The organism is uncultured Chitinophaga sp. (assembly GCF_902168175.1).
In the GTDB taxonomy this organism is placed as follows: domain Bacteria; phylum Bacteroidota; class Bacteroidia; order Chitinophagales; family Chitinophagaceae; genus Chitinophaga.
Genome location: NZ_CABHOU010000042.1, coordinates 96,898 through 117,687, shown reverse-complemented (window position 1 = coordinate 117,687; position 20,790 = coordinate 96,898). Strand labels below are relative to the sequence as shown.

Here is a 20,790-nt window from a genome sequence, read left to right as displayed (position 1 = left end):
GCATAAGTCAGTGAATAACAAACTATTGACTATTCACTACACCATTCATCCTTTTTTTTAGCTTAACTAAGGCAGGCAGGTTACCTGTATTGGTTATTGGCTTACTTTTTGTTCCTTTTTAATATGAAACAAGCGCAAACATAGTACGAAATCGGCAAATGCTCAATTGGTGTGCGAAGATAATAAATCAGGATGGCGCGTTAGCATGTCTGGCCGATAAAATTGCATGTTTCAACGATAATTTTCGGTTAAAAAGGATTAAATTTGGTATAAATTAAAATACACGCAAGATGAAACCTATGATATACAGTGCGGTTGTTGCGATGCTGGTTTTAAGCAGTTGCTCTTCCGCGTACAAAACAGCTCAGACGCCGGATGATGTGTATTATTCTCCATCCAAGCCTGTTTATGCCGCTAATACGCAACGGCAGCAAGCCAGGCAGGAAGTTGACCAGGACTCAGAAAGGTATGTTACCTACGACGATAATGGCCGCACTACCGACACGTATGTAACTTACGAGGACGGGGATGAGGAAAAATATGACTACGCCCGCCGTCTCGACCGCTTTAACAGGCCTTATTCCGGTAGCTACTGGGATAATTACTACTACGACGATTTTTATTATGGCGCACCAGCCATGTATAGCTCTATGTACAGCCCCTATTCATGGGGAAGCCCCTGGAGGTCTTCTTTCGGCATGGGTATGGGAATGGGAATGGGCTTCGGCATGGGCTGGGGATCATACTATCCATATAGCTCCTTCGGCATGGGTTATGGCTTTGGCAACCCTTACGGTGGCTGGTACGGCATGCCCGCATATAGCTATTGGGGTGGATACGGTGGCGGATGGGGTGGTTACTACCCCGGCGGCGGTTACTACCCTGGTGGTGGTTACCACGGCGGCGGCAACTATAAACCACGCCCTGCTAACTCATGGGGACCAAGGGGTTCCAGTTCTTCTGTGATTTACGGTAACAACAGTGGCCGTACCAATAGCGGAAGCGTAACACCAAGGGGCAATGCTCCTGTGAGAACTTACGACAGGACCAGCGGCAGTGGTAGCTATACACCTGCAAGTGGCGCGCCACGCAGGACTTTCGACAGGTCTTCTTCAGAACGCCCGGTTACCAGCCCTTCAAGGCCAACCAGGTCGAATGATGCACCAGTAAGGTCATACGACAGAAGCAGCTCTCAGAGCAATCAACCTTCATACACACCTCCAAGCAGGTCTAGCAGCACACCGTCTGTATCTCCTCCAAGCAGCAGCGGTTCATCCTCAGGTAGCAGCGCTCCTGTAAGGTCTGGACGCAGAGGTTAAGCACAATATTCAAATACCCCGGGCCGTTAAAAAACCCGGGGTATTTTATTCCAGCCCGTTACCCTCCATTTTAAATATTGTATAGAAGATGAATAAAAGAATCACAGGTCTTTTAGTAGCCCTTTGTGTATCCGGTGGCCAGCTAATGGCGCAGGACGAAGCAGATGCGTTACGCTACAGCCGCACCACTCCTGGTGGAACTGCGCGCACCCAGGCCATCGGCGGAGCTGCAGGCTCCCTTGGCGGTGACTATTCCGCAGCTCACGTAAACCCTGCGGGTCTTGGATTTTTCAAAACCAATGAGTTTGTGATCACGCCCGGGTTTTACTTCCGCAGCAATGACTACAATTACCGTGGTATTAATTCAAACGACTCTAAATCGGGCATCACACTTCCGAATGCAGGCCTGATATTCGGCATGCCCGTAAATAACCAGAATTCCATGTGGCGTAATGTAACGTTATCGCTTGGTTTTAACAGGGTGGCCGACTTTAACAATAAACGGTTAATTGATGGCGACAACAATCAGCACTCTCTTTCTGAAAAATACCTGGAAGACCTGATCAACAACAACGTTACCAGCGTTGAAGGTGTTAGGAATAACTTCCCGCTTGGCGCCAGCCTGGCGTACGAAACCTACCTGATTGACACTATCGCCAATGCCTCCGGAGGCATCACCGGCTTCCGCAGCAATGTTTTCCCTGAGTTTGGCTTACGGCAACTGGACCGTATAGAAGAAAAAGGCGGCATCGATGAATTTGCGATAGGTTTCGGCGCCAACTTCGCGGACAAGTTATATTGGGGCTTGAGTTTGAACATCCCGAGCATTCACTACGAACGTAACCGGTTTTACGAAGAAAGCGATAACTCCGAAGGTACTCCTGACGACGATCCCGGGTTCCGCTTCTGGACGCTGGATGAGCGGTTGAAGACAGATGCGGTTGGGTTTAACGCCAAACTGGGCCTTACCTATACGCCCAATGGCGCATTAAGACTGGGCGCTGCTTTCCACACGCCTACATGGTATAGCCTTAAAGACGTTTCCACTGCCGAAATTCGCCATCATATGGATGATTATGATCCGGACGGGCAGGGACCAGACAGGATACAATCCACACTGGACATTACCGATGGTTATCCTGTTGAATATGAGTACAGCTTACGTACACCCTGGAAGGGCCTCGTAAGTGCATCCTATATCATCGGCGCTAATTCAGCGGATGTAAAAAAACAGTTGGGCTTTATTACGGCCGATCTGGAGTATGTAAACTACTCCGCGCAACGTTACAAGTTCAATAAGGGTTCAGGGGCCGACCGCGATTATGCAGAAGCGCTTAACAATTCAATGAGCGAGATGTATAAAGGTGCATTTAACCTCCGCCTGGGTGGTGAAATGAAGTTTAATACTTTTGCGGCAAGACTGGGCTATGCTTACTCCGGCAGTCCTTATGAGGATGCGGATATGGATGGCTCTAACATGAAATTCAGTGGTGGCTTGGGTTACAGAAACAAAGGTTTCTTTATCGACCTTACTTATGTACACACCCTGGCCAAAGACACCTACTACCCTTTCAAACTGCAGGACGACCTGGGCATGCCGGTTACGGCAGCTAAAGGAGACCTGAGCGGTGGTAATATCCTGATGTCGGTAGGCTTTAAGTTTTAAAAGATTACTTTAGTATAGAGCAGAAGGCCGGTCGCACAGACCGGTCTTTTTTTTGTTTTATAACCGGCTTAGTACCCAATCCTGCACCTGTTGCTGTTCGCGGGGATCGAACCAGGTAATTTCAGCATCTTTCCGGAACCAGGTGAGCTGGCGTTTGGCATACTGGCGGGTATGCACTTTTATGTTTTCAAGCGCCTGTGGCCAGGCTACAGCACCATCGAGGTATTCGAACATTTCGGTATAACCAACGGTTTGCAGGGCGTTATGTTTACGGTATTCCTGCACCCGCAGCACTTCTTCCAGCAAACCTTCAGCCGCCATTTTATCTACCCTGGTATTGATATTTGCCAGCAGCAGGTCTTTAGGTAGCGTTACACCTATCTTAATAATATTAAAATCGCGGGCCTGCTTTGTAGCGGTGCGGAAGGTGGAGATAGACTTACCGGTGGTTTCCAGTATCTCCAGGGCACGCATCAGGCGTGCGGGGTTTTGGGTTTCGGCGGTGGTATAAAAACCAGGATCCCTTTCCAGGAGCGTTTGCTGTAGCCATTCCAGGCCATGCTGCTCATAACCAGCCCTTACCGCTTCGCGCACTTCAGCGGGAACAGGCGGCATATCATCCATACCTTCGCAGAAAGCGCGTACGTAGAGGCCAGTCCCCCCGCACATAATAGCTACATCGTTACTGGAAAAAATGTCCGCTGCATATTGAAGCGCCAGTTTTTCGAACATAGCGGCATTTACTTCTTCGCGGATGGAGTGGGAATTGATAAAGTAGTGAGGCACGGCGGAGAGTTCAACCGCTGAGGGTTTGGCCGTGCCGATGGATATTTCGCGGTAACACTGCCGGGAATCGGCAGATATTACCGCTGTACTAAAATGTTGCGCCAGTTTTATAGCCAGTGCCGTTTTACCGGCGGCCGTGGGGCCTGTTATAATAACGACGGTTTTCTTCATCTGCTAGAAATAGTTCTCTTCGCTGCCCGCTTCTTCGGTGCCGCCTTCGTCCTCGCTGCTTTCGGTGCTTTCCTCTCCTTCTTCCCCAAAACCGTCTTCGCCACTCAAACCTTCGCGGTTGAGGTCGTACTTCTCTTCCATCTCCACCAGCTTATCGCCGATAAGACCTTTAGTGCCGTACTGGCTGGGGGCCAGCCCCTCCTTACGAACGCAGGCAGGATACTGGATTTTGATGCTTTCATCCTTTGAAACACCTATCAGTTCTACCATGAACGTCCAGTTTTTGGCAAAATCGTACACATAAATGAATTTCTGATTAGGGTCCTTTACGGCAGCTGCAATCACCGTATCTACCATCAGTAAGGGATCTGCTTTACGGGGCTGATCGTCCTTTTCGAGGATGATTTCGCGACCGCGCTGCCAGTTGTCGTTACTGCGGTAAAAGGTGGCTTTATGCTTTGCATCAAACTCGTACGACTTCAGTATAGCCTCATGAAAAGAAAGGAAAGACTGATTAGGTTTGATAGCAATATCCCTATACACACTTTCATCTTCTTCCCAGTAAACTCTGAATTTCAAAACCGGCATATATAACAGTTAAGGTTTGCAAAAAATATGGTGTTGGTCGGTTACCAGCACTGAATTTAAAAGATTTTGTTCTAACCTGAAAATCGAAACCGTTGATCTTTCTTCCAAACATCAAAAATAACACATTATTTGACAGGGGTCAAGTTCAGTTCTTTAGCCTTTTGGAGCATGAACTGGTAGGCCGCTTCATAGTTATTCTCAATTTCCCCGTCCAGGATAGCCTCGCGGATGGCACTTTTGAGGTCGCCAACCACCTTGCTCGGTGGCAGGGCGAAGGTTTCCATGATCATTTCGCCGGTTACAGGCGGCTGCCAGTTGCGGATACGGTCTTTCTCCTCCACTTCTTTTAACCTTTCCCTTACCAGCTCGAAATTCTCAAGATAACGCTTCACTTTCGCCTTGTTCTTAGAGGTAATATCAGCCTCGCACAACATCATCAGGGCTTCTATATCATCTCCCGCATCGAACAGCAGGCGGCGTATAGCCGAATCTGTTATATTCTCTTTGGTGAGCGATATAGGACGGAGATGAAGTTCTACCAACTTCCGTACCAGCTTCATCTTTTCGTTCTGCGGCAGTTTAAGGCGGGCAAAAATGCGGGGCACCATTTTACCACCTACCGCATCATGACCGTGAAACGTCCACCCATGGCCCTCTTCGAAGCGCTTAGTAGCTGGTTTGCCAATATCGTGCAGCAAAGCCGCCCAACGCAGCCAGAGGTCGCCGGTGTTTTTACAGATGTTGTCGATTACCTGTAACGTGTGGTAAAAATTATCCTTATGTCCCTTTCCGTCCATCGTTTCCACCCCAACCAGGTCGGTCATTTGCGGGAAGATGATTTTAAGGAGGCCGGATTTATACAGGAGGTCCAAACCAACAGAAGGCTTGGGAGATAACATGATTTTATTCAATTCGTCGGAGATCCTTTCCTGGGAAACTATTCTGATGCGCTCCGCATTCTCGCGGATGGCCTCAAAGGTTTCGGGCAGGATAGTAAAGTGCAGTTGCGAAGCGAAACGGATCGCCCTCATCATCCTTAATGGGTCGTCGCTAAAGGTGCGGGCCGGCTCCAGGGGAGTACGGATCAGCTTTTTAGCCAGGTCTTCCTGTCCGCCAAAAGGATCAATGAGTGTACCAAAATCAGCTTCATTTAAGCTGATAGCCAATGCGTTAATGGTAAAATCACGACGGTCCTGGTCATCTTCCAACGTACCTATTTCGACTTCCGGCTTGCGGGAGTGCTGCCGGTAGCTTTCGCGGCGTGCGCCTACAAATTCCACCTCCACATCTTTCCACCTGATTTGCGCGGTACCGAAGTTCTTAAAAAAATTTACCTGTATGCCCGGGTCCAGCAGAGCAGCCGTACGATGGGCTAATGCGATACCATCCCCTACACACACAATATCTACGTCTTTCGTCTTACGATCTAACAATTTATCCCTTACAAAGCCACCAATAAGATAGCAGGGCACGCCAAGCGAACCCGCTGCCTGCGCTATGCGCTCAAACAGTTGACCCTCAAGGGATGTAAAGGGAATATCCATATGCCTGAATTTCATTTCCAAGGCGCAAATGTAAATGAATTAAGTTAAGAAAAGGAATGCCTAAGGCCTTATTACCTCCATTTCGCCAGAGGGTAGCAGGCGCACGATACGCGATGCCTGCGTGGGTACCCGCTCTTCCCGGCGGAATTGCACCGCATAATCCACGCCATTTACAATTTCCGGCGCTACCTGCCCGAAATTAGCCGGCGAAAGCGCGCCGCTGATGTTGGCGGAGGTGGAAACCAATGGTTTACGGAAGCGTTTGACCAGGTGACGGCAAAAATCCTCTTTCACAATACGGATGGCCACACTGCCATCCTCATTAATTACATTGGAAGCCAGGTCCAGCGCACCCTGGTAAATAACCGTAGTGGGGCGGTCGAAGCCTGCCAGTATATCCGCTATATCAGGCGGCGTATGCGCCACGTATTTAAGCAAGTCGCGCACATCAGCCAGCAGAATTACCAGGCTTTTCTTCTCATCCCTGTTCTTTAATTTAAATACTTTGGCTACTGCCGCTTCATCCGTAGCATCGCAGCCAATGCCCCAGATCGTATCTGTAGGGTATAAAATGGTGCCGCCGGTGCGGAGGGCGGCCAGACTATTAACGATGTCCTGTTCGAAGTTCATTTTTATAAATTTCCATGACTACTTCCGCCGTTTTAGCGGCCGTAAACTGTTGGGCATGATCCAGACCTTTCAATATCATCCCTTTTACGAGGTTCGTATCTTCCATCACCCGTTCCATAGCGTGCGCAATGCTTTCCGGGCGAAGCGGATCGATGTACAGGGCAGCCTCCCCTCCCGTTTCATGAAAACAGGAACCCTGGGAAGTGATCACCGGCGTTTTGCTCCATAAAGCTTCCAGGATGGGAATACCGAAACCTTCGAATAATGAGGGATAAATAAGGGCAGCGGCGCCCTGGTAAAGTGCGGGCAGATCGTGATAAGCGAAGCTGGCCATCTCATTAAGGAAAAACACCTTTTGTTCCAGGCCCTGTTCCTTAACGTAGGCTTTTACCCTGGTTTTGTAGCCCGAGCCATCGCCCAGTACTACTAAGGGCAGCGAGGCTCCGTTCAGCATTGTCATGGCCTTCAGGATACCCAATAGGTTCTTACGTTCGATGATAGAGCCTACATACAGGAAATATTCCTGTGGCAGCCTGTATTTCTCCAGCATTGCTTTAATATGCTCCCTAGGATGTTCGATCTCAAAAGCCGGATCGCAACTCTGGTAGGCCACCGATATTTTTTCAGGCGGTGTTTTATAATAGTATACGATATCCTCCTTCGTCTGGATGCTGATCGCAATGATCCTGTCTGCCTTGTCACAGGCGTATTTAGCCTTTTTGCGGTAGGTATATACATCGATGGGATTGTATTGTTCAGGGTACCGCTCGAAAATAAGATCGTGCATGGTGACCAGGCTTTTTACACCCGTACGGTGGATCCCAAAAGGAATTTCATGGCTAAGCCCATGGTAGATATCGATGTTATGTTTGGCCAGATCGCCGGTAACGAAGCGGCTGCGCCAGGCGGAGCGAAAAAGTTTGTGCAGCCCCTTTTCGGGCAGCACAGGATGTATGTTCGGGTAAGTTCCCGCGGCAAACAGGCCGGTAATTTTAGGAGCATAAAGAAAATACTGGTGCTCCGGGTAATTTGTAGCAAGCGAATGGATAAGGGAACGGCTGTAATTGCCGAGCCCTGTTTTGTTCTGGTAAGCCCTTTTGGCATCGAAACCTATATTCAAGCGTAGCATCTTTAATGAATCGTCAAAAATAGTGGAAAAATCGGCAATCCTTCTCTCCCCTGTGTTTTTCGCTTTCTTCTTTTAAATTTGCGTAAAATTAAACTAAGCAAGATGGAATTACAGCAACAGATATTAGCGGCCTGGAACGACCGCGCCCTCTTACAGCAAACCGAATATTCCGATGCCGTAAGGTGCGTGATTGAGAGTGTGGATAAAGGAAAACTGAGAGTAGCAGAGCCAACCGAAAACGGCTGGCAGGTGAACGAATGGGTAAAACAGGCCATCCTGATGTACTTCACTATACAGCCGATGGAAACAATGAGCCTGCCTCCTTTTGAGTTCCACGACAAAATGAAATTGAAAACTAATTACGCAGAACTCGGTGTTCGTGTAGTACCCCATGCTGTAGCCCGTTACGGTGCATACATCGCTAAAGGCGCCATCCTGATGCCATCTTATGTAAACATCGGCGCTTTTGTAGACGAAGGGACCATGGTGGATACCTGGGCTACAGTAGGCTCCTGCGCACAGATCGGTAAAAACGTACACCTCAGCGGTGGCGTAGGGATCGGTGGTGTACTGGAACCCCTGCAGGCCAGCCCTGTAATCATCGAAGACGGTTGCTTCGTAGGTTCCCGCTGTATTGTGGTAGAAGGTGTACACGTAGAAAAAGAAGCCGTACTGGGCGCTAACGTGGTACTGACCAAATCCACCAAAATCATCGACGTAACCGGCGCAGAACCTGTAGAGTACAAAGGCCGTGTACCGGCACGCAGCGTGGTAATTCCAGGTTCTTACACCAAGAAATTCCCTGCAGGCGAATACCAGGTGCCTTGTGCCCTGATCATCGGTCAGCGTAAAGCTTCCACCGATCTGAAAACAAGCCTGAACGATACGCTTCGCGAGTTTAACGTAGCGGTTTAATATTTTCTCAGCGGCCTCTTATGAGGCCGCTTTTTTTATGCGTTTTGAAAAAAAATTTGGAATTTATTTCGAACTTCTTACATTTGCACTCCCTGACACAAAATCAGTTACTGCCCAGATGGCGAAATTGGTAGACGCACTGTGTTCAGGTCGCAGCGCTCGCAAGGGTGTGCTGGTTCGAATCCAGTTCTGGGCACGTAAAAAGTGAAACCCGCTCTAAGAGCGGGTTTTCTTATTTCACACGATTCATGCCTACATTACTACCACTTTGTTTTCAATTAATTACAGGTTCTATTCCATTTCCGTTAATCCCAAAACGACTCAATTAAGCGGTGGCAGAACTCAGTCTCCCTTAATCCATATCATCCGAATAAGTATATTTGAAAAACAACAGACCTCAGATGAGCAGCAGCCCTGTTTGGATACGTTGTTTGCTATTGCCCAGTTGTTGGAGGTAAAGATGGAATATTTGTTAGCGGATTGGTAGACAGCGGATTTTTTTATTATTGATGTTTATCGATAGCTTCGCTGCTACATTTCATATACTATAAAATCTCGAAATCATGACTAATAAAGTACTTTCTGACTTTACTCAATTTTGCGATTCTGAAGTGAGCAGACTGAAGCCACAAGCTGATCAATCACTTCCACCGGGAACAATTTCTAGCATGCAGTCATACCTAACAAGCTTTCATGCAAAGTATATAGAACTGGAGCAAAGTGTTAGAAATGAGACGAATAATGTCTTGCAAACGGTGGATAATATGGATAACTTAAAACAGGCACTTGTCGGTATTTGCAAACAGACATTAAATAAATTTACGTCAGAATACAAGCCCATATAAAAATCTTACACACATCTCAAATCACATTAGCTACTAGAAAGTTCGATATTTCCCGTAGTCATCAAGGTTTTTCGGTTGATTTGGAGATAAAACTTGTTAACTCTGTAGATCCCATGTTTAATTTATCAATATGGGAGTAGTATGTTTGCGAATTAGGCGCCCAGTCAAAATAAACACCACATTTTTGATCATTCATTGAGTCCGCTTGGTACTTGTCAATGGACAGTAGCTGATCGAAGATTTTTATCGGCATATTTTTAGTGGTTTCCACGAACACTTCTAGCCTGTATTCACCAGACAAAAAGTTATAATGAATGCCATCTTTGGGTAGTAAAAAATGATGATTAAAGCTTATACCGGTTTTATTTATAAAAAGGCCGCTTCCTCGAACAAGATCGCTATTGTTGTTGCCATATACCCAAACATTAAAGTTCTGTTGCGATTCCCCCCTTTGTAATCGTATGAACATGTTCTGAACATAAATACCCCGGTCTGCAGTACTGTATAATAAAGTTCTAATAAAAACCTTCTTCTGCTCTGTTCCTCTACCATCGGGCCCAAAGAAAATTATACTTGGCCTCGTCATTTTTATAGTTCCTCGATAAATTCGTGTAAGCAAGAAAGTTGATATGGAAATAGCCACTGCCAGTACTGACAACAACAAGCTTATATACTCCATCTGTACGTATTTTATAATTATAAATATATGCAATATCTTCAAGATGGTCCAATAATTAGCTGGAATTGGTATGCTACGAACTTGAAATGATACACGAAAAGTGTAATAATTAAAATGGCACCAATTGCGGGCTACTATTAAAGTTTCGCATGAAAACGCTTGGTTGGTAGCGGTTGAAAAAGCCTGCCAAGAAGTGTTAGCTAATCCGAATTCGCCAACAGTCTGACTTTTTCAGAAATATTAGTGATGTACTGGGTATTGCAGATGAACAACTGGATTATCGATGTACTTGGAACCTATCAATTATATAATTTATGCAATCAAGATTCAAAAAAGAGTTTGATACGAGAATGAACAGCTTCAACATATGGGCGCGACGGATTTATGTTGTTGTTTTTAATGGATATGCTTGGTATTGGCTCTACCGGCAAATCTTCATTCGTCACTCTTATGACTTCGAAGAGTGGCTTTTATACCTATTAACAGTTATAGGCATGCACTATTTCGTACTTGATAGTAAGGGGCTATTCTTTAATACGAAGAAACAGGATAGTAACAAATAATTACCCATTTTTAGCATCATTTATTGGATAAATAATTGATTATCATAATGAATTGGTTCGAAAACATTCTGCTACTGGGCACTTGATGGTGAAACCCGCTCTCACGAGCGGGTTTTTCTTTTTGAAACATGTTTAATAACTCTTCAGTTAATACGTTTTCACAGCACTACCAGCTCGATTTCCCCCGCTATTTGCACTCCCGGTTAACACTAACCTCATTGCGGCTTTTCTTACCATATATCCCGGCAAACTAACCACAGCAGAATTTACATTTGAACCTAGAACGGACCGGGATTTTGGATTGAAATTGCTTGCTGATGGCTTCCGGGCATTGTGCCCCGTTTATCCTTTTCTTTCACTGCCTTATTATTCCATCTGTCATACCAATCGGGTGTAAGATCGCGCGGTTGATCATCGCCTGTTTGCTTTTTCCAGATCTCCAATACATTCGCAAGGCTTTGTTGCTGTGCCTTGTATTCCTTCCGCCCATATAAGTTTACTATTTGGTCTTTATCTTTTGAATAGTCGTAAAACTCATATTGCGGTTGGGGGGTGACGAATATAGCGGCTTGCAAAGATGTGGCTTTACCGGCCAGGTAATGTTTCTTCAATTCCATCCCAGCTGCTCCACCCATAATGTCTGTTGCTCCTACATTACTCTGTTCGGGCAAACCATTTTCGATATACACATACTGGTCGGTCCGAACCATTCGCTCATAAGCCCGGAAGCTATGCCAATTGTGTTCTGCAAATACATAATTCCGGAATTTAGCTGTGGGGGTGGCTAACAATTTTTTGAAGCTTTTCCCCTGAATGGAGGCATATTTAGATATGCCTGCAATTTCCAGTATAGTGGGGGCGATATCAATTACACTTAGCAAACTGGACGAGGCTTCATTATGTAATTTTATACCGGCGGGCCAATGAATGATCAGTGGGGTTTTAATTCCCTCATCATACATACGGGTTTTATTCCTTGGAAATGGCCGGCCATTATCAGCCATAACAATGATCAATGTATTATCAAGGATCCCCTGGGCCTTTAGTTCATCAACAACTTTACCAACATAATGGTCAAAACGGCTTACCTCCTCGTAATACCGGGCCAGATCGTTGCGTGTAGCTTTTGTGTCTGCCAGGTTATCGGGCACTATCACGTCGCGTTCCGAATACTGGCGGGGTTTGGAGGCGCTATCCCAGCCGCGGTGTGCATCCTGGGCAGCAAACCACATAAAAAACGGCTTATTCCTGGGGCGTTGCTGTAAATATTCGACCCATAAACCCTCGCCGCCCGGCCCGCCGCCATCTGCATGTGAGCCGCCAACTCTGTCAAAAGCATCTAAAAATACACCTTCAGGTTTTATTCCAGATGAGCCCAAATGCCATTTACCCGCCTGTGCGGTATAATACCCGTTATCTTTCAGCAGCTTTGGAAACGCTACCTGCCCGTCTGGAATGGGACTGTGTAATTCGGCAGCACCAGTATTATGCGGATATCTGCCAGTCAATATGCTTACTCTACTGGGACTGCAGGAACTTGTCGTGAGATAGGCATTGGAAAACCTGATACCATATTGGGCCAGTTTGTCAATCGCCGGTGTTTTCAAAACGGGATGTCCCATGCAGCCAAGATCATTGTATGATACATCGTCTGCAATAAATATGACAATGTTCGGTTTCTCCGTTTGTGCATATAAGTTACTTGCCGGAACGAGCAGATAACCAAACAGGGTAGCCATGCTGGTGACGGCCAGCCTCAATGTATTCTTCATAACGTGGATTTAATTTTCGAACTAGCCTACAAAATGCGAAAAATATCCAAATAAATGAGGGACTGAATGTCAATTTAAGAACTCAACGGATATCTTACGGGCTTTACAAACTCAAAATAATTGAGGGGAGATTAGTTAATTTATTGATTACGTGCATAAATTGGTTCGAAAATATACCACCGGCAATACTAACGGATATCATTCTATTGATACCGATAGTTTTAATACGTAGCCGGATATACGCATTTTGCCGTACAATATGCCAATCAAAGTTTTATATATCTGTTCCTCTTCCATGTTACGTCCGCTAAGCTTTGTGGTTATCATACGGCGAATGAAGTATTGAGTAATTAAAGATCCTTGGAAAAATTCGTACTTTGGGCTCCCTAAAATCAGGTGTGAACCCCCTAACCCTTCACGCCGTTAACACGAACTTCAATATGAAAAGACGTAATCTTATTTCTCCGTTAGTCCTGCTTTCAGGGCTCTTTTTGGGTATGCTTATAATATCCTGTGGTAAAGAAGGCCCTGCTGGTCCAGCTGGCCCAGCAGGCCCCGAAGGTGGCTCAGGCTCGGGCAGTGTAATATATTCCCCGTGGTTTAGTGTGGCGTATAAGCCCGACACCATACACATGGCAAATGGTAGGATTGACACGGTGGGATACTACTCGTTGATTGACGTACCCAAACTCACCCTGTCGCTCGTGAGCACTGCAGATGTAAAAATGTACTTTAACAGCAACCATGCAAATGACCCTGTCATTAAACCCATGCCTTATATAAGCGGCATGAGTGGTATTTACGTCGATTTCACTGCTTATGCGCAGAAGATAGAACTGTACTCTAATGTGGACATGGGTACTGTAATGTACAATGGTATAATTTACTACCAATACCGGTACATGATCGTACCCGGCAATACCACGGCCAGATCGGCCGCTCCGGTAGACTGGTCTGATTATGCCGCGGTAAAAGCGTATCTCGGTTTAAAAGACTAAAATGAAACGGCCGGGCAAGTTGTCCGGCCGTTTTGTTATTACCCATCTATACAGATTAAAAGATGGCGAACTTCCATACCGCAAGGAAAAGCAGGTGACGTTATTATAGTATTACAGCCTCGCATCTCTCAAGGGAACGCACACCTGCGCCTGGCGCAAACAATAATACCGGAGAAAGCCAGCGTTTAATTAATCCTCGCCCGATTTCTTAATAAGTGATATCATATGGTACAGATACCAGTGAGAAGTTGCTGTAGTCGCGATAATAGACAATGATCCGGTATGCCGATTGTGAAGCAGTACTATAAGTGACACTGCCGACAGTTTCAGACCAGTATCGCGAAGTGGGTACGTTGGAAAACAGGATAACATGGTCGATATAGTAATTACCACCGGCTTCAAGATGAATATAGTTGTTCTCATCGATAGAAGCAGAGGTATAAGGCAACCCGGTACTGAAGGGGCCTAACGTAATAGTGGCTGCATTTACGGCCATGCTTATACAGCAAAACAGTACCAATACTGGCAGGGTGATCATTTTTTTTATCATTTCGATTTGTTTTAACGTGTGAGAAAATGTATTTGGGCTTTCTCCGGCAGAGAGTAAGGATTAACGAATTTGAAGGCAACACGTGGCCAAGGATCACTATTCAATTCGAAGGTAGACATTAGCGTTGAGCGGCTTAAATACTTTTTTATCCGCTTATTGTACGGGTTATACCGAAATTTTTTACTATCCCCTCTGCCTGGATGAAATTAAATGGGATAGTCCTGCGCAAATTGAAGCACCATCAAAAGGACGCGGAATAACCGAACTAATGAATAAACCGTAAATTCGTGAAAATGTTAATATTTCTTGACATAGATGGCGTAATGGTACCCGCCAAAGGGCACAAGGCTCCCGACTTTTTGAAGGACGGCTTTGCCGCGTTCAGCTCCCAGGCGGCTCAAACGCTTGACCGGCTGATTAAGGAATATAACGCCACGATCATCTTAACCACTTCGCATAAATCAAATTACAACCTGGCAGAGTGGAAGGCTATTTTTAACGCCAGAGGTGTGGATACACGACTAATTGCATCGTTACCGGCTAATACACAGTTTTTATCGAGAAAGGATGAAATACTGAACTGGTTTAGCCGTAACCAGGCAGATAGTAATTTTGTGATTATTGATGACGACACGTCACTCAATGCCCTTCCTGCTAAGCTGAAGAAGCACTTTGTACTGACCAGCTCCTATGTAGGCCTCACACCCGCTCACTTCGAGGAAATAAAAACGATTCTTTCATCCGCGGGCTGATGAAAGATATACTAAAAGCCCTTTTTTACTTCCCGGATAAGTTATTACTAACCCCAACCCAGAAAAACCCCGCTCATTTACCCAATATCCCCTTTCTTTGCAGCATGTTACAAATTCAAGACCTCATCCAGGCCGGACAAATTGAAACTGCCATACGCGAAACGGAAACGTCGCTCGCCCAGCTATCACCATCCGACTTTCATAACATTATCGGCAAGGACCTGCTGCACCTACAGGGGCCACTGACGGCATATTTCAACTATTTCCATACCGTTATGACGGAAGAAGAGGAACTGGACATCAAGGCGATGTACCTCGAAATGAATAGTTTTACCACACACTACGACCGGTGGTTCCTGCATTTACTGGCTTACGAATCCATTATGAACCGCGATACCCTCGACTGGCTCACGGATTTCAGCGGAGAATCGGAAAAGACGCTTACCATTACGGGCTTTGAAGCATTGCAGGAAACGAACAAAAAATACATGCAAACGGAAGGTTACCGCGATGATCAATTGCGGCAGGCATGCGAACTCCAGGAATACCTGATCATACTGCGGGTACACGAACTGGTAAAGCAAACCGTTAACGCCAATAAAGGGAAGGCTGCATGGGCGGATGTTCCGGTATTTGTCGGCGCACATGATTATGAAGATCTGATCTTTGTTGTACAGTAGCTATTTGTTGATCAACCTATCAATAATGCCCGCTACTTTGCCTTCAAAACCGTCGCCGTAGCCTGTGAACACCTCTGCTATCTTTCCTTCTTTATCGATAAAATAAAAAGTGGGAAAGTCATTTACATGATAGGACTTGATCACTTCAACTGCATCAACAAAGCCCGTATACTTTATACTGTACTGCTTTTTAAATGCGGAAACAGCCTTTTTCCCATCTCTCCCCGTAACACTTGCTATCAGAATATTTTCGTTCTTATACTTTTTATAAAGGTTATTGAGCGGCGCGATCGTATTCATACAGGGAAGGCATCCTATAAAGTAAAAGTCAAGTAATACAACTTTCCCCTTCAACTGGGCCAATGAAAGCTTTTTCCCGTCAGCCGTAGTTAATGTCCAATCTGGCGCCACTGTTCCTGGCTTTAACAATGCCGCCGGTGCAGACTTTTCGGAACGCAGGCGATACGCGGCGGGCTTGGCAAAGGTGGATGCGTTTACATTCGCCTGATCGAACTGATAATCTGTGTAACGGTTCTCGTCATAATATTCACTGACTGCATCGCCGAAATTTTTATTCCTTGACTTAGTGATTAATAAGCTGGGTAGCCCCGATTGCCTTTCAATAAACAGGTGTTTTAGCGTATATAAATGCTCATTACCAATCACGGTATCGAATGTGGTTACTACAAGATGCATATTGCTGATACCATCAATAGTAGTATCGCCGGCCTCGACGAGCTTAGACGGGCTTTTTTCAACGAAACCTTTTATCCAGTAAAGGTTTTGAAGCAACGTACCAAACAAGGCGCTGGGCCGCACGTTTTGGACTTCGTAAGAGTTATCTTCGGGGAATAGATAAATCAGGTTGCTGCCATTATAAACATCCGTCCGCACGAACTTTTCTGTCTTATAAGCTGTTTCCAGTTTAAACAGGTAACCGAAAGCGCTGTCATGAGCGGCTTTCATATATACTTCTTTTTTATGTTGAATGGAGGTATCGGTGCTGAAATCCTTTCGCTTATTGATAAACTGGTAACTGAAATTCTGATGGCGTTCCATTTTGTCGATGACGTTCTGAATTAAAACGACCTGGGCTCCTGCATTTGTACGAAAAGAAACCAATACGATGATAACAATAACTCTTTTAATAACGGGTATCATAACTATGTACTAAGATAAAAGATCGTGGTATTCCGCTATCAATGTACTGGTTAAAATTTAATTCTCTAACTCATGACAGGGATGCCGGCTGACTTTATACCCTTCTTAACACACTAGGAAACATTAGCCGGCCCCTCCTCCCCCCAAACCGGACATCCATTGTACAAAACCGGACAGGTTGAAAAATAACAACAACTTTAATACATTGGTTTTTATAATAATAAAAGCTGGCATTTTACTGGCATCGCGTATTCAAACCCTTCTCCATGTTTAAAAATTACTTCAAGCTCGCCTGGCGAAGCCTTATCCACAACAAACTATATAGTCTGCTGAATATATTGGGGCTCGCTACCGGGATGGCGGTAGCATTGATCATTGGTTTGTGGATCTGGTACCAGTATTCGTACGACAGGTTCCTGCCTGATAGCCGGCAGGTATATAAGGCCGGGTTAAGGGGTACCGGGAGTAACGGGGATACATATGCTTACCTCGTTTCGCCTATGCCGCTGGCCGATGCACTGAGAAGGGACGTTCCGGGTATTAAACACGTAGCCATGACGGACTGGAACAAACCTCACGGACTGGTAGCAGGCGAGAACAAGATATACCTGCCAGGTATCATCGCCGAAAATGATTTCCTTAAAATATTTCAATACCCCTTACTAAAGGGCCGTAAGGAACAGGTATTAAATGACCCCTATTCGATCGTACTGACGGAGTCGACCGCGAAATCGTTATTTGGAGCGGAAGATCCGCTGAATAAGATCGTTCGTTTTGATAATCAGCATGATCTGAAAGTGACGGGGGTGTTAAAGGATATCCCGGATAATACTACGTTGAAATTTAACTATGTAATCCCTTACGAATATCTCATTCAGAACAGCGATACAAAGGATTACCTGAACATGTGGGGGCAGATCACCTCCAATGTGTATGTGTCATTACAGCCCGGCGTTTCCTACGCGCAGGTGGAACCGTTGCTGAAGAAGATGATAGCCAGATATAACCCTGATGATTACAGGCGTTCGCATACGGAAGTAATCATGCAGCCGTTGAAAGACTGGCATCTGTATAGCGAATTTAAAAATGGGGTGGCGACTGGTGGACTGATCAGTTATGTAAGGGTATTTATGGTGATCGGCATACTAGTACTGCTGATCGCGTGTATCAACTTCATGAATCTTTCAACTGCACGATCAGAAAAGAGAGCCAAGGAAGTGGGCGTGAGAAAAGTCGTAGGCTCCCAGCGATATGAACTGATTCTACAGTTCCTGACAGAATCGCTTGTTGTTACTTTTGCCGCATTTATCGTGTCGTTATTGTTGGTAAAACTCGCTTTACCCGCATTTAACACGCTTACAAAAACAACGATCCAGCTCCCTTATACAAATGTATTTTTCTGGATGATCATGATCGGTTATTTACTGCTCACCGGTTTGCTGGCTGGCAGCCGCCCGGCCTTTTATCTTTCTTCTTTCAGACCGATGAAAATTTTAAAGGCGGATCATGGAGCGGTGCGTTCCAGGAAAATGCTGGTATTAGTACAATTCACCTGTTCCATCACCCTTATCATCAGTACCATTATTATTTATCAGCAGATAAAATATGCACAGGAACGTCCTGCCGGTTACGATCAGCAGCGGTTAATGATGACAGACGCGAGCAGTGACCTGAAAAAGAATTACACGGCATTAAAAAACGACCTGCTGCAAAGTGGTATGGTCACGGATGTAACGATGTCGTCGGAAACGGTTACTGCACTCAGGAACTTCAGCAGTATAGAAAAGTGGCCCGGAAAAACGCCGCAGGAGGAAGTGGGCGCCGCTGTTGTGTTTGTGGCGGATAACCATTACTTCAAAACAATGGACATAGCACTGGCGGCAGGCAGGAACTTTACCGGTATTAAAAGCGCCGATTCACTGAATGTAATATTGAATGAAGCTGCTATTAAAAAGATGCGTCTGGAAGACCCGATAGGCAAGGTGATTTCCTATAATGGCACGCATGACCTAACGATCATAGGCGTAGCGAAGGACGCGATCATGGAATCTCCTTTTTCATCGCCCACCCCTACCGTATTCATGTACAGGCCCAGCGGTGCAAGGTTTATCACCTACCGGTTATCGCCCACTGTGAGTACAACAGCAGCGGTAGACAGGATGGCGGGGATCTTTGGGCGGTACAATACAGCCTATCCCTACATTTACAATTTTGTTGATGAGGCTTATGCCAAGAAATTTGAACTGGAAATGCTGATCGGAAAGTTAACTGGTTTATTCTCGCTGCTGGCGATTTTCATTTCCTGCCTTGGTTTGTTCGGACTGGCTTCTTATATGGCAGAACAACGCACCAAGGAGATCGGCATCCGGAAAATACTGGGCGCGTCTGTCATGCAGTTATGGGCCTTGTTGTCGCGGGAATTTATCGTACTTGTAATGATCAGTTGTTTGATCGCCTCTCCGCTGGCTTTCTATTTTTTAAACAACTGGCTGGAGAAATATGTCTATCGCATCAACATTGGCCCGACAGTTTTCATCCTGACGGCCCTGCTCACAGTTGGCGTCACGGTGCTAACGGTGAGTTTCCAGGCAGTAAAGGCCGCTATGATCAATCCTGTACGAAGTTTAAAAACAGACTAGCTATATAACGTAAAAAACCGCGCTAAGCGCGGTTTTTTAATATCAGTATTCCCGAAGGTATTAACGCCAGCCTAAGCCAGGCGCCACATGCTGCAGAATAGACGACAGGATGTGTACATTGTATTCAACGCCTAACGTATTGGGTATCGTCAAAAGAAGTGTATCGGCTTCCTGGATGGCTTCGTCCTGGGCCAGTTCTTTAATGAGTTTATCCGGCTCGCCGGCGTAGCCTTTTCCAAAAATGGCGCGTTTGTCACTTTCTATATAACCGATTTTGTCAGATTTATTGGTGTCCTGGCCAAAGTAAAGTCTGTCCTGATCATTCATCAGTGCAAAAATAGACCTGCTCACCGAAACCCTGGGCTCGCGCTGATGCCCCGCTTTTTTCCATGCTTCTTTGTACAACCTGATCTGTTCTGCCTGCTGTATATGGAATGGTTTACCGCTTTCATCGAACTTCAGGGTAGAACTTTGCAGGTGCATTCCGTTTTCGGCTGCCCAAATAGCGGTGGCATTAGAGGCTGCCCCCCACCAGATACGTTCCCGCAATCCCGCGGAGTGGGGCTCTAATCGAAGTAAACCCGGTGGATTAGGGAACATAGGGTATGGATTAGGTTCTGCAAATCCAACCCCTTCGAGTTGCTCCAAAAACTGTAATGCTTTGCGGCGGCCCATATCTGCATCGGTTTCACCTTCCGCCGGTTCATACCCGAAATGACGCCAGCCATCAATCACCTGCTCCGGCGACCCTCTACTGATGCCCAGTTGCAATCGTCCGCCCGAAATCAGGTCGGCCGCGCCGGCGTCTTCCACCATATACAGGGGATTTTCATAACGCATATCAATCACCCCCGTTCCAATCTCAATGTTACGCGTTTTGGCGCCGATAGCAGACAGCAAAGGAAACGGAGAGGCTAGCTGAGCTGCGAAATGATGTACCCGGAAATACGCGCCATCTAAGCCAATTTCCTCGGCCGCTACCGCCAGGTCAATAGATTGAAGTAACGTGTCGCCCGCCGTACGTGCTTTATAAGCCGGATGAGCAGACCAATGCCCGAACGATAAAAATCCTATTTTCTTCATACGTCTCTTTTCGGTTGTAAAATAGTCTTTATAAAGATAGATATTATATCATTCCTTCTACTTCAGATAGCGCTACTTTAGCATAAAGCGGAGAAATACTGTAAGGATCATCAATAATTGAACCCATATTAAGGTGTATATGATCGACCAGATAAACGCCCAATATACAGTCACGGAGATATATCCACCAAACCGTTCATTGCTGCAGGCAAAAAATTCAGGATAATCATTGGAGCTACATTCTTAGATTGTCTTTACTAAATAATGACTTTCCGATTTTTTTATATAAATTTGGAACACTACTTCTTTTAATATTTTGA

General features: G+C 45.7%; 18 protein-coding genes and 1 tRNA gene. 9 read left to right on the top strand and 10 right to left on the bottom strand.

What is annotated here, in order from left to right:
- The first annotated feature begins 290 nt into the window (after positions 1 to 290).
- The gene (locus QZT80_RS09165) at positions 291 to 1,319 is read left to right on the top strand and encodes a hypothetical protein (protein ID WP_295120871.1); all 1,029 of its coding nucleotides are present in this window, start codon (positions 291 to 293) and stop codon (positions 1,317 to 1,319) included.
- Positions 1,320 to 1,407: 88 nt separating this feature from the next.
- Positions 1,408 to 2,985, top strand: coding sequence for a hypothetical protein (locus QZT80_RS09160; RefSeq protein WP_295120869.1), 1,578 nt, complete (start codon positions 1,408 to 1,410; stop codon positions 2,983 to 2,985).
- Positions 2,986 to 3,042: 57 nt separating this feature from the next.
- On the opposite strand, the gene miaA is transcribed toward QZT80_RS09160, so the two are convergent.
- From miaA to QZT80_RS09135, 5 genes are all read right to left on the bottom strand, one after another.
- Positions 3,043 to 3,942 (bottom strand): tRNA (adenosine(37)-N6)-dimethylallyltransferase MiaA, encoded by a 900-nt coding sequence (gene miaA, locus QZT80_RS09155; protein ID WP_295120866.1) that lies wholly within the window; start codon positions 3,940 to 3,942, stop codon positions 3,043 to 3,045.
- Between the two features lie 3 nt (positions 3,943 to 3,945).
- Positions 3,946 to 4,530, bottom strand: coding sequence for a hypothetical protein (locus QZT80_RS09150; protein WP_295120863.1), 585 nt, complete (start codon positions 4,528 to 4,530; stop codon positions 3,946 to 3,948).
- A 125-nt stretch (positions 4,531 to 4,655) separates the two neighbouring features.
- Positions 4,656 to 6,074 (bottom strand): HD domain-containing protein, encoded by a 1,419-nt coding sequence (locus QZT80_RS09145; protein WP_295120860.1) that lies wholly within the window; start codon positions 6,072 to 6,074, stop codon positions 4,656 to 4,658.
- Between the two features lie 60 nt (positions 6,075 to 6,134).
- Positions 6,135 to 6,704 carry an L-threonylcarbamoyladenylate synthase gene (locus QZT80_RS09140; protein ID WP_295120857.1) on the bottom strand — a complete coding sequence of 190 codons (570 nt, stop codon included), beginning with the start codon at positions 6,702 to 6,704 and terminating at the stop codon, positions 6,135 to 6,137.
- The gene (locus QZT80_RS09135; protein ID WP_295120854.1) at positions 6,679 to 7,833 is read right to left on the bottom strand and encodes a glycosyltransferase family 1 protein; all 1,155 of its coding nucleotides are present in this window, start codon (positions 7,831 to 7,833) and stop codon (positions 6,679 to 6,681) included. The genes QZT80_RS09140 and QZT80_RS09135 overlap by 26 nt, the downstream gene beginning before the upstream one ends.
- Positions 7,834 to 7,935: 102 nt before the next feature.
- Here QZT80_RS09135 and QZT80_RS09130 point away from each other — a divergent pair, with 102 nt between their 5' ends.
- From QZT80_RS09130 to QZT80_RS09120, 3 genes are all read left to right on the top strand, one after another.
- Positions 7,936 to 8,748: a 2,3,4,5-tetrahydropyridine-2,6-dicarboxylate N-succinyltransferase gene (locus tag QZT80_RS09130; protein ID WP_295120851.1), complete on the top strand. Its 813-nt coding sequence runs from the start codon at positions 7,936 to 7,938 to the stop codon at positions 8,746 to 8,748.
- A gap of 112 nt (positions 8,749 to 8,860) precedes the next feature.
- Positions 8,861 to 8,944 (top strand) — tRNA-Leu (locus tag QZT80_RS09125).
- Between the two features lie 367 nt (positions 8,945 to 9,311).
- Positions 9,312 to 9,593 carry a hypothetical protein gene (locus QZT80_RS09120; protein WP_295120848.1) on the top strand — a complete coding sequence of 94 codons (282 nt, stop codon included), beginning with the start codon at positions 9,312 to 9,314 and terminating at the stop codon, positions 9,591 to 9,593.
- Positions 9,594 to 9,654: 61 nt separating this feature from the next.
- On the opposite strand, the gene QZT80_RS09115 is transcribed toward QZT80_RS09120, so the two are convergent.
- Together QZT80_RS09115 and QZT80_RS09110 are read right to left on the bottom strand one after the other, a co-directional pair.
- Positions 9,655 to 10,272, bottom strand: coding sequence for a hypothetical protein (locus tag QZT80_RS09115; RefSeq protein WP_295120845.1), 618 nt, complete (start codon positions 10,270 to 10,272; stop codon positions 9,655 to 9,657).
- Positions 10,273 to 11,113: 841 nt separating this feature from the next.
- On the bottom strand, positions 11,114 to 12,607 hold the full coding sequence (locus QZT80_RS09110) for a sulfatase (RefSeq protein ID WP_295120842.1): 1,494 nt from the start codon (positions 12,605 to 12,607) through the stop codon (positions 11,114 to 11,116).
- 632 nt (positions 12,608 to 13,239) lie between these two features.
- Between QZT80_RS09110 and QZT80_RS09105 the strand changes: the two genes are divergently transcribed.
- Positions 13,240 to 13,605, top strand: coding sequence for a hypothetical protein (locus QZT80_RS09105; RefSeq protein WP_295120841.1), 366 nt, complete (start codon positions 13,240 to 13,242; stop codon positions 13,603 to 13,605).
- 208 nt (positions 13,606 to 13,813) lie between these two features.
- On the opposite strand, the gene QZT80_RS09100 is transcribed toward QZT80_RS09105, so the two are convergent.
- Positions 13,814 to 14,155 carry a hypothetical protein gene (locus tag QZT80_RS09100; RefSeq protein ID WP_295120838.1) on the bottom strand — a complete coding sequence of 114 codons (342 nt, stop codon included), beginning with the start codon at positions 14,153 to 14,155 and terminating at the stop codon, positions 13,814 to 13,816.
- Between the two features lie 293 nt (positions 14,156 to 14,448).
- Between QZT80_RS09100 and QZT80_RS09095 the strand changes: the two genes are divergently transcribed.
- Positions 14,449 to 14,907, top strand: a complete 459-nt coding sequence (locus QZT80_RS09095; RefSeq protein WP_295120835.1) for an HAD domain-containing protein — start codon at positions 14,449 to 14,451, stop codon at positions 14,905 to 14,907.
- Between the two features lie 104 nt (positions 14,908 to 15,011).
- On the top strand, positions 15,012 to 15,587 hold the full coding sequence (locus tag QZT80_RS09090) for a hypothetical protein (RefSeq protein ID WP_295120832.1): 576 nt from the start codon (positions 15,012 to 15,014) through the stop codon (positions 15,585 to 15,587).
- On the opposite strand, the gene QZT80_RS09085 is transcribed toward QZT80_RS09090, so the two are convergent.
- Complete coding sequence (locus tag QZT80_RS09085; protein ID WP_295120829.1) at positions 15,588 to 16,646, bottom strand: peroxiredoxin; 1,059 nt, start codon at positions 16,644 to 16,646, stop codon at positions 15,588 to 15,590.
- A gap of 368 nt (positions 16,647 to 17,014) precedes the next feature.
- Between QZT80_RS09085 and QZT80_RS09080 the strand changes: the two genes are divergently transcribed.
- On the top strand, positions 17,015 to 19,387 hold the full coding sequence (locus tag QZT80_RS09080) for an ABC transporter permease (RefSeq protein WP_295120826.1): 2,373 nt from the start codon (positions 17,015 to 17,017) through the stop codon (positions 19,385 to 19,387).
- Positions 19,388 to 19,447: 60 nt separating this feature from the next.
- Here the strand turns inward: QZT80_RS09080 and QZT80_RS09075 are convergent, their stop codons facing one another.
- Positions 19,448 to 20,470: an LLM class flavin-dependent oxidoreductase gene (locus tag QZT80_RS09075; RefSeq protein WP_295120823.1), complete on the bottom strand. Its 1,023-nt coding sequence runs from the start codon at positions 20,468 to 20,470 to the stop codon at positions 19,448 to 19,450.
- Positions 20,471 to 20,790 lie beyond the last annotated feature (320 nt).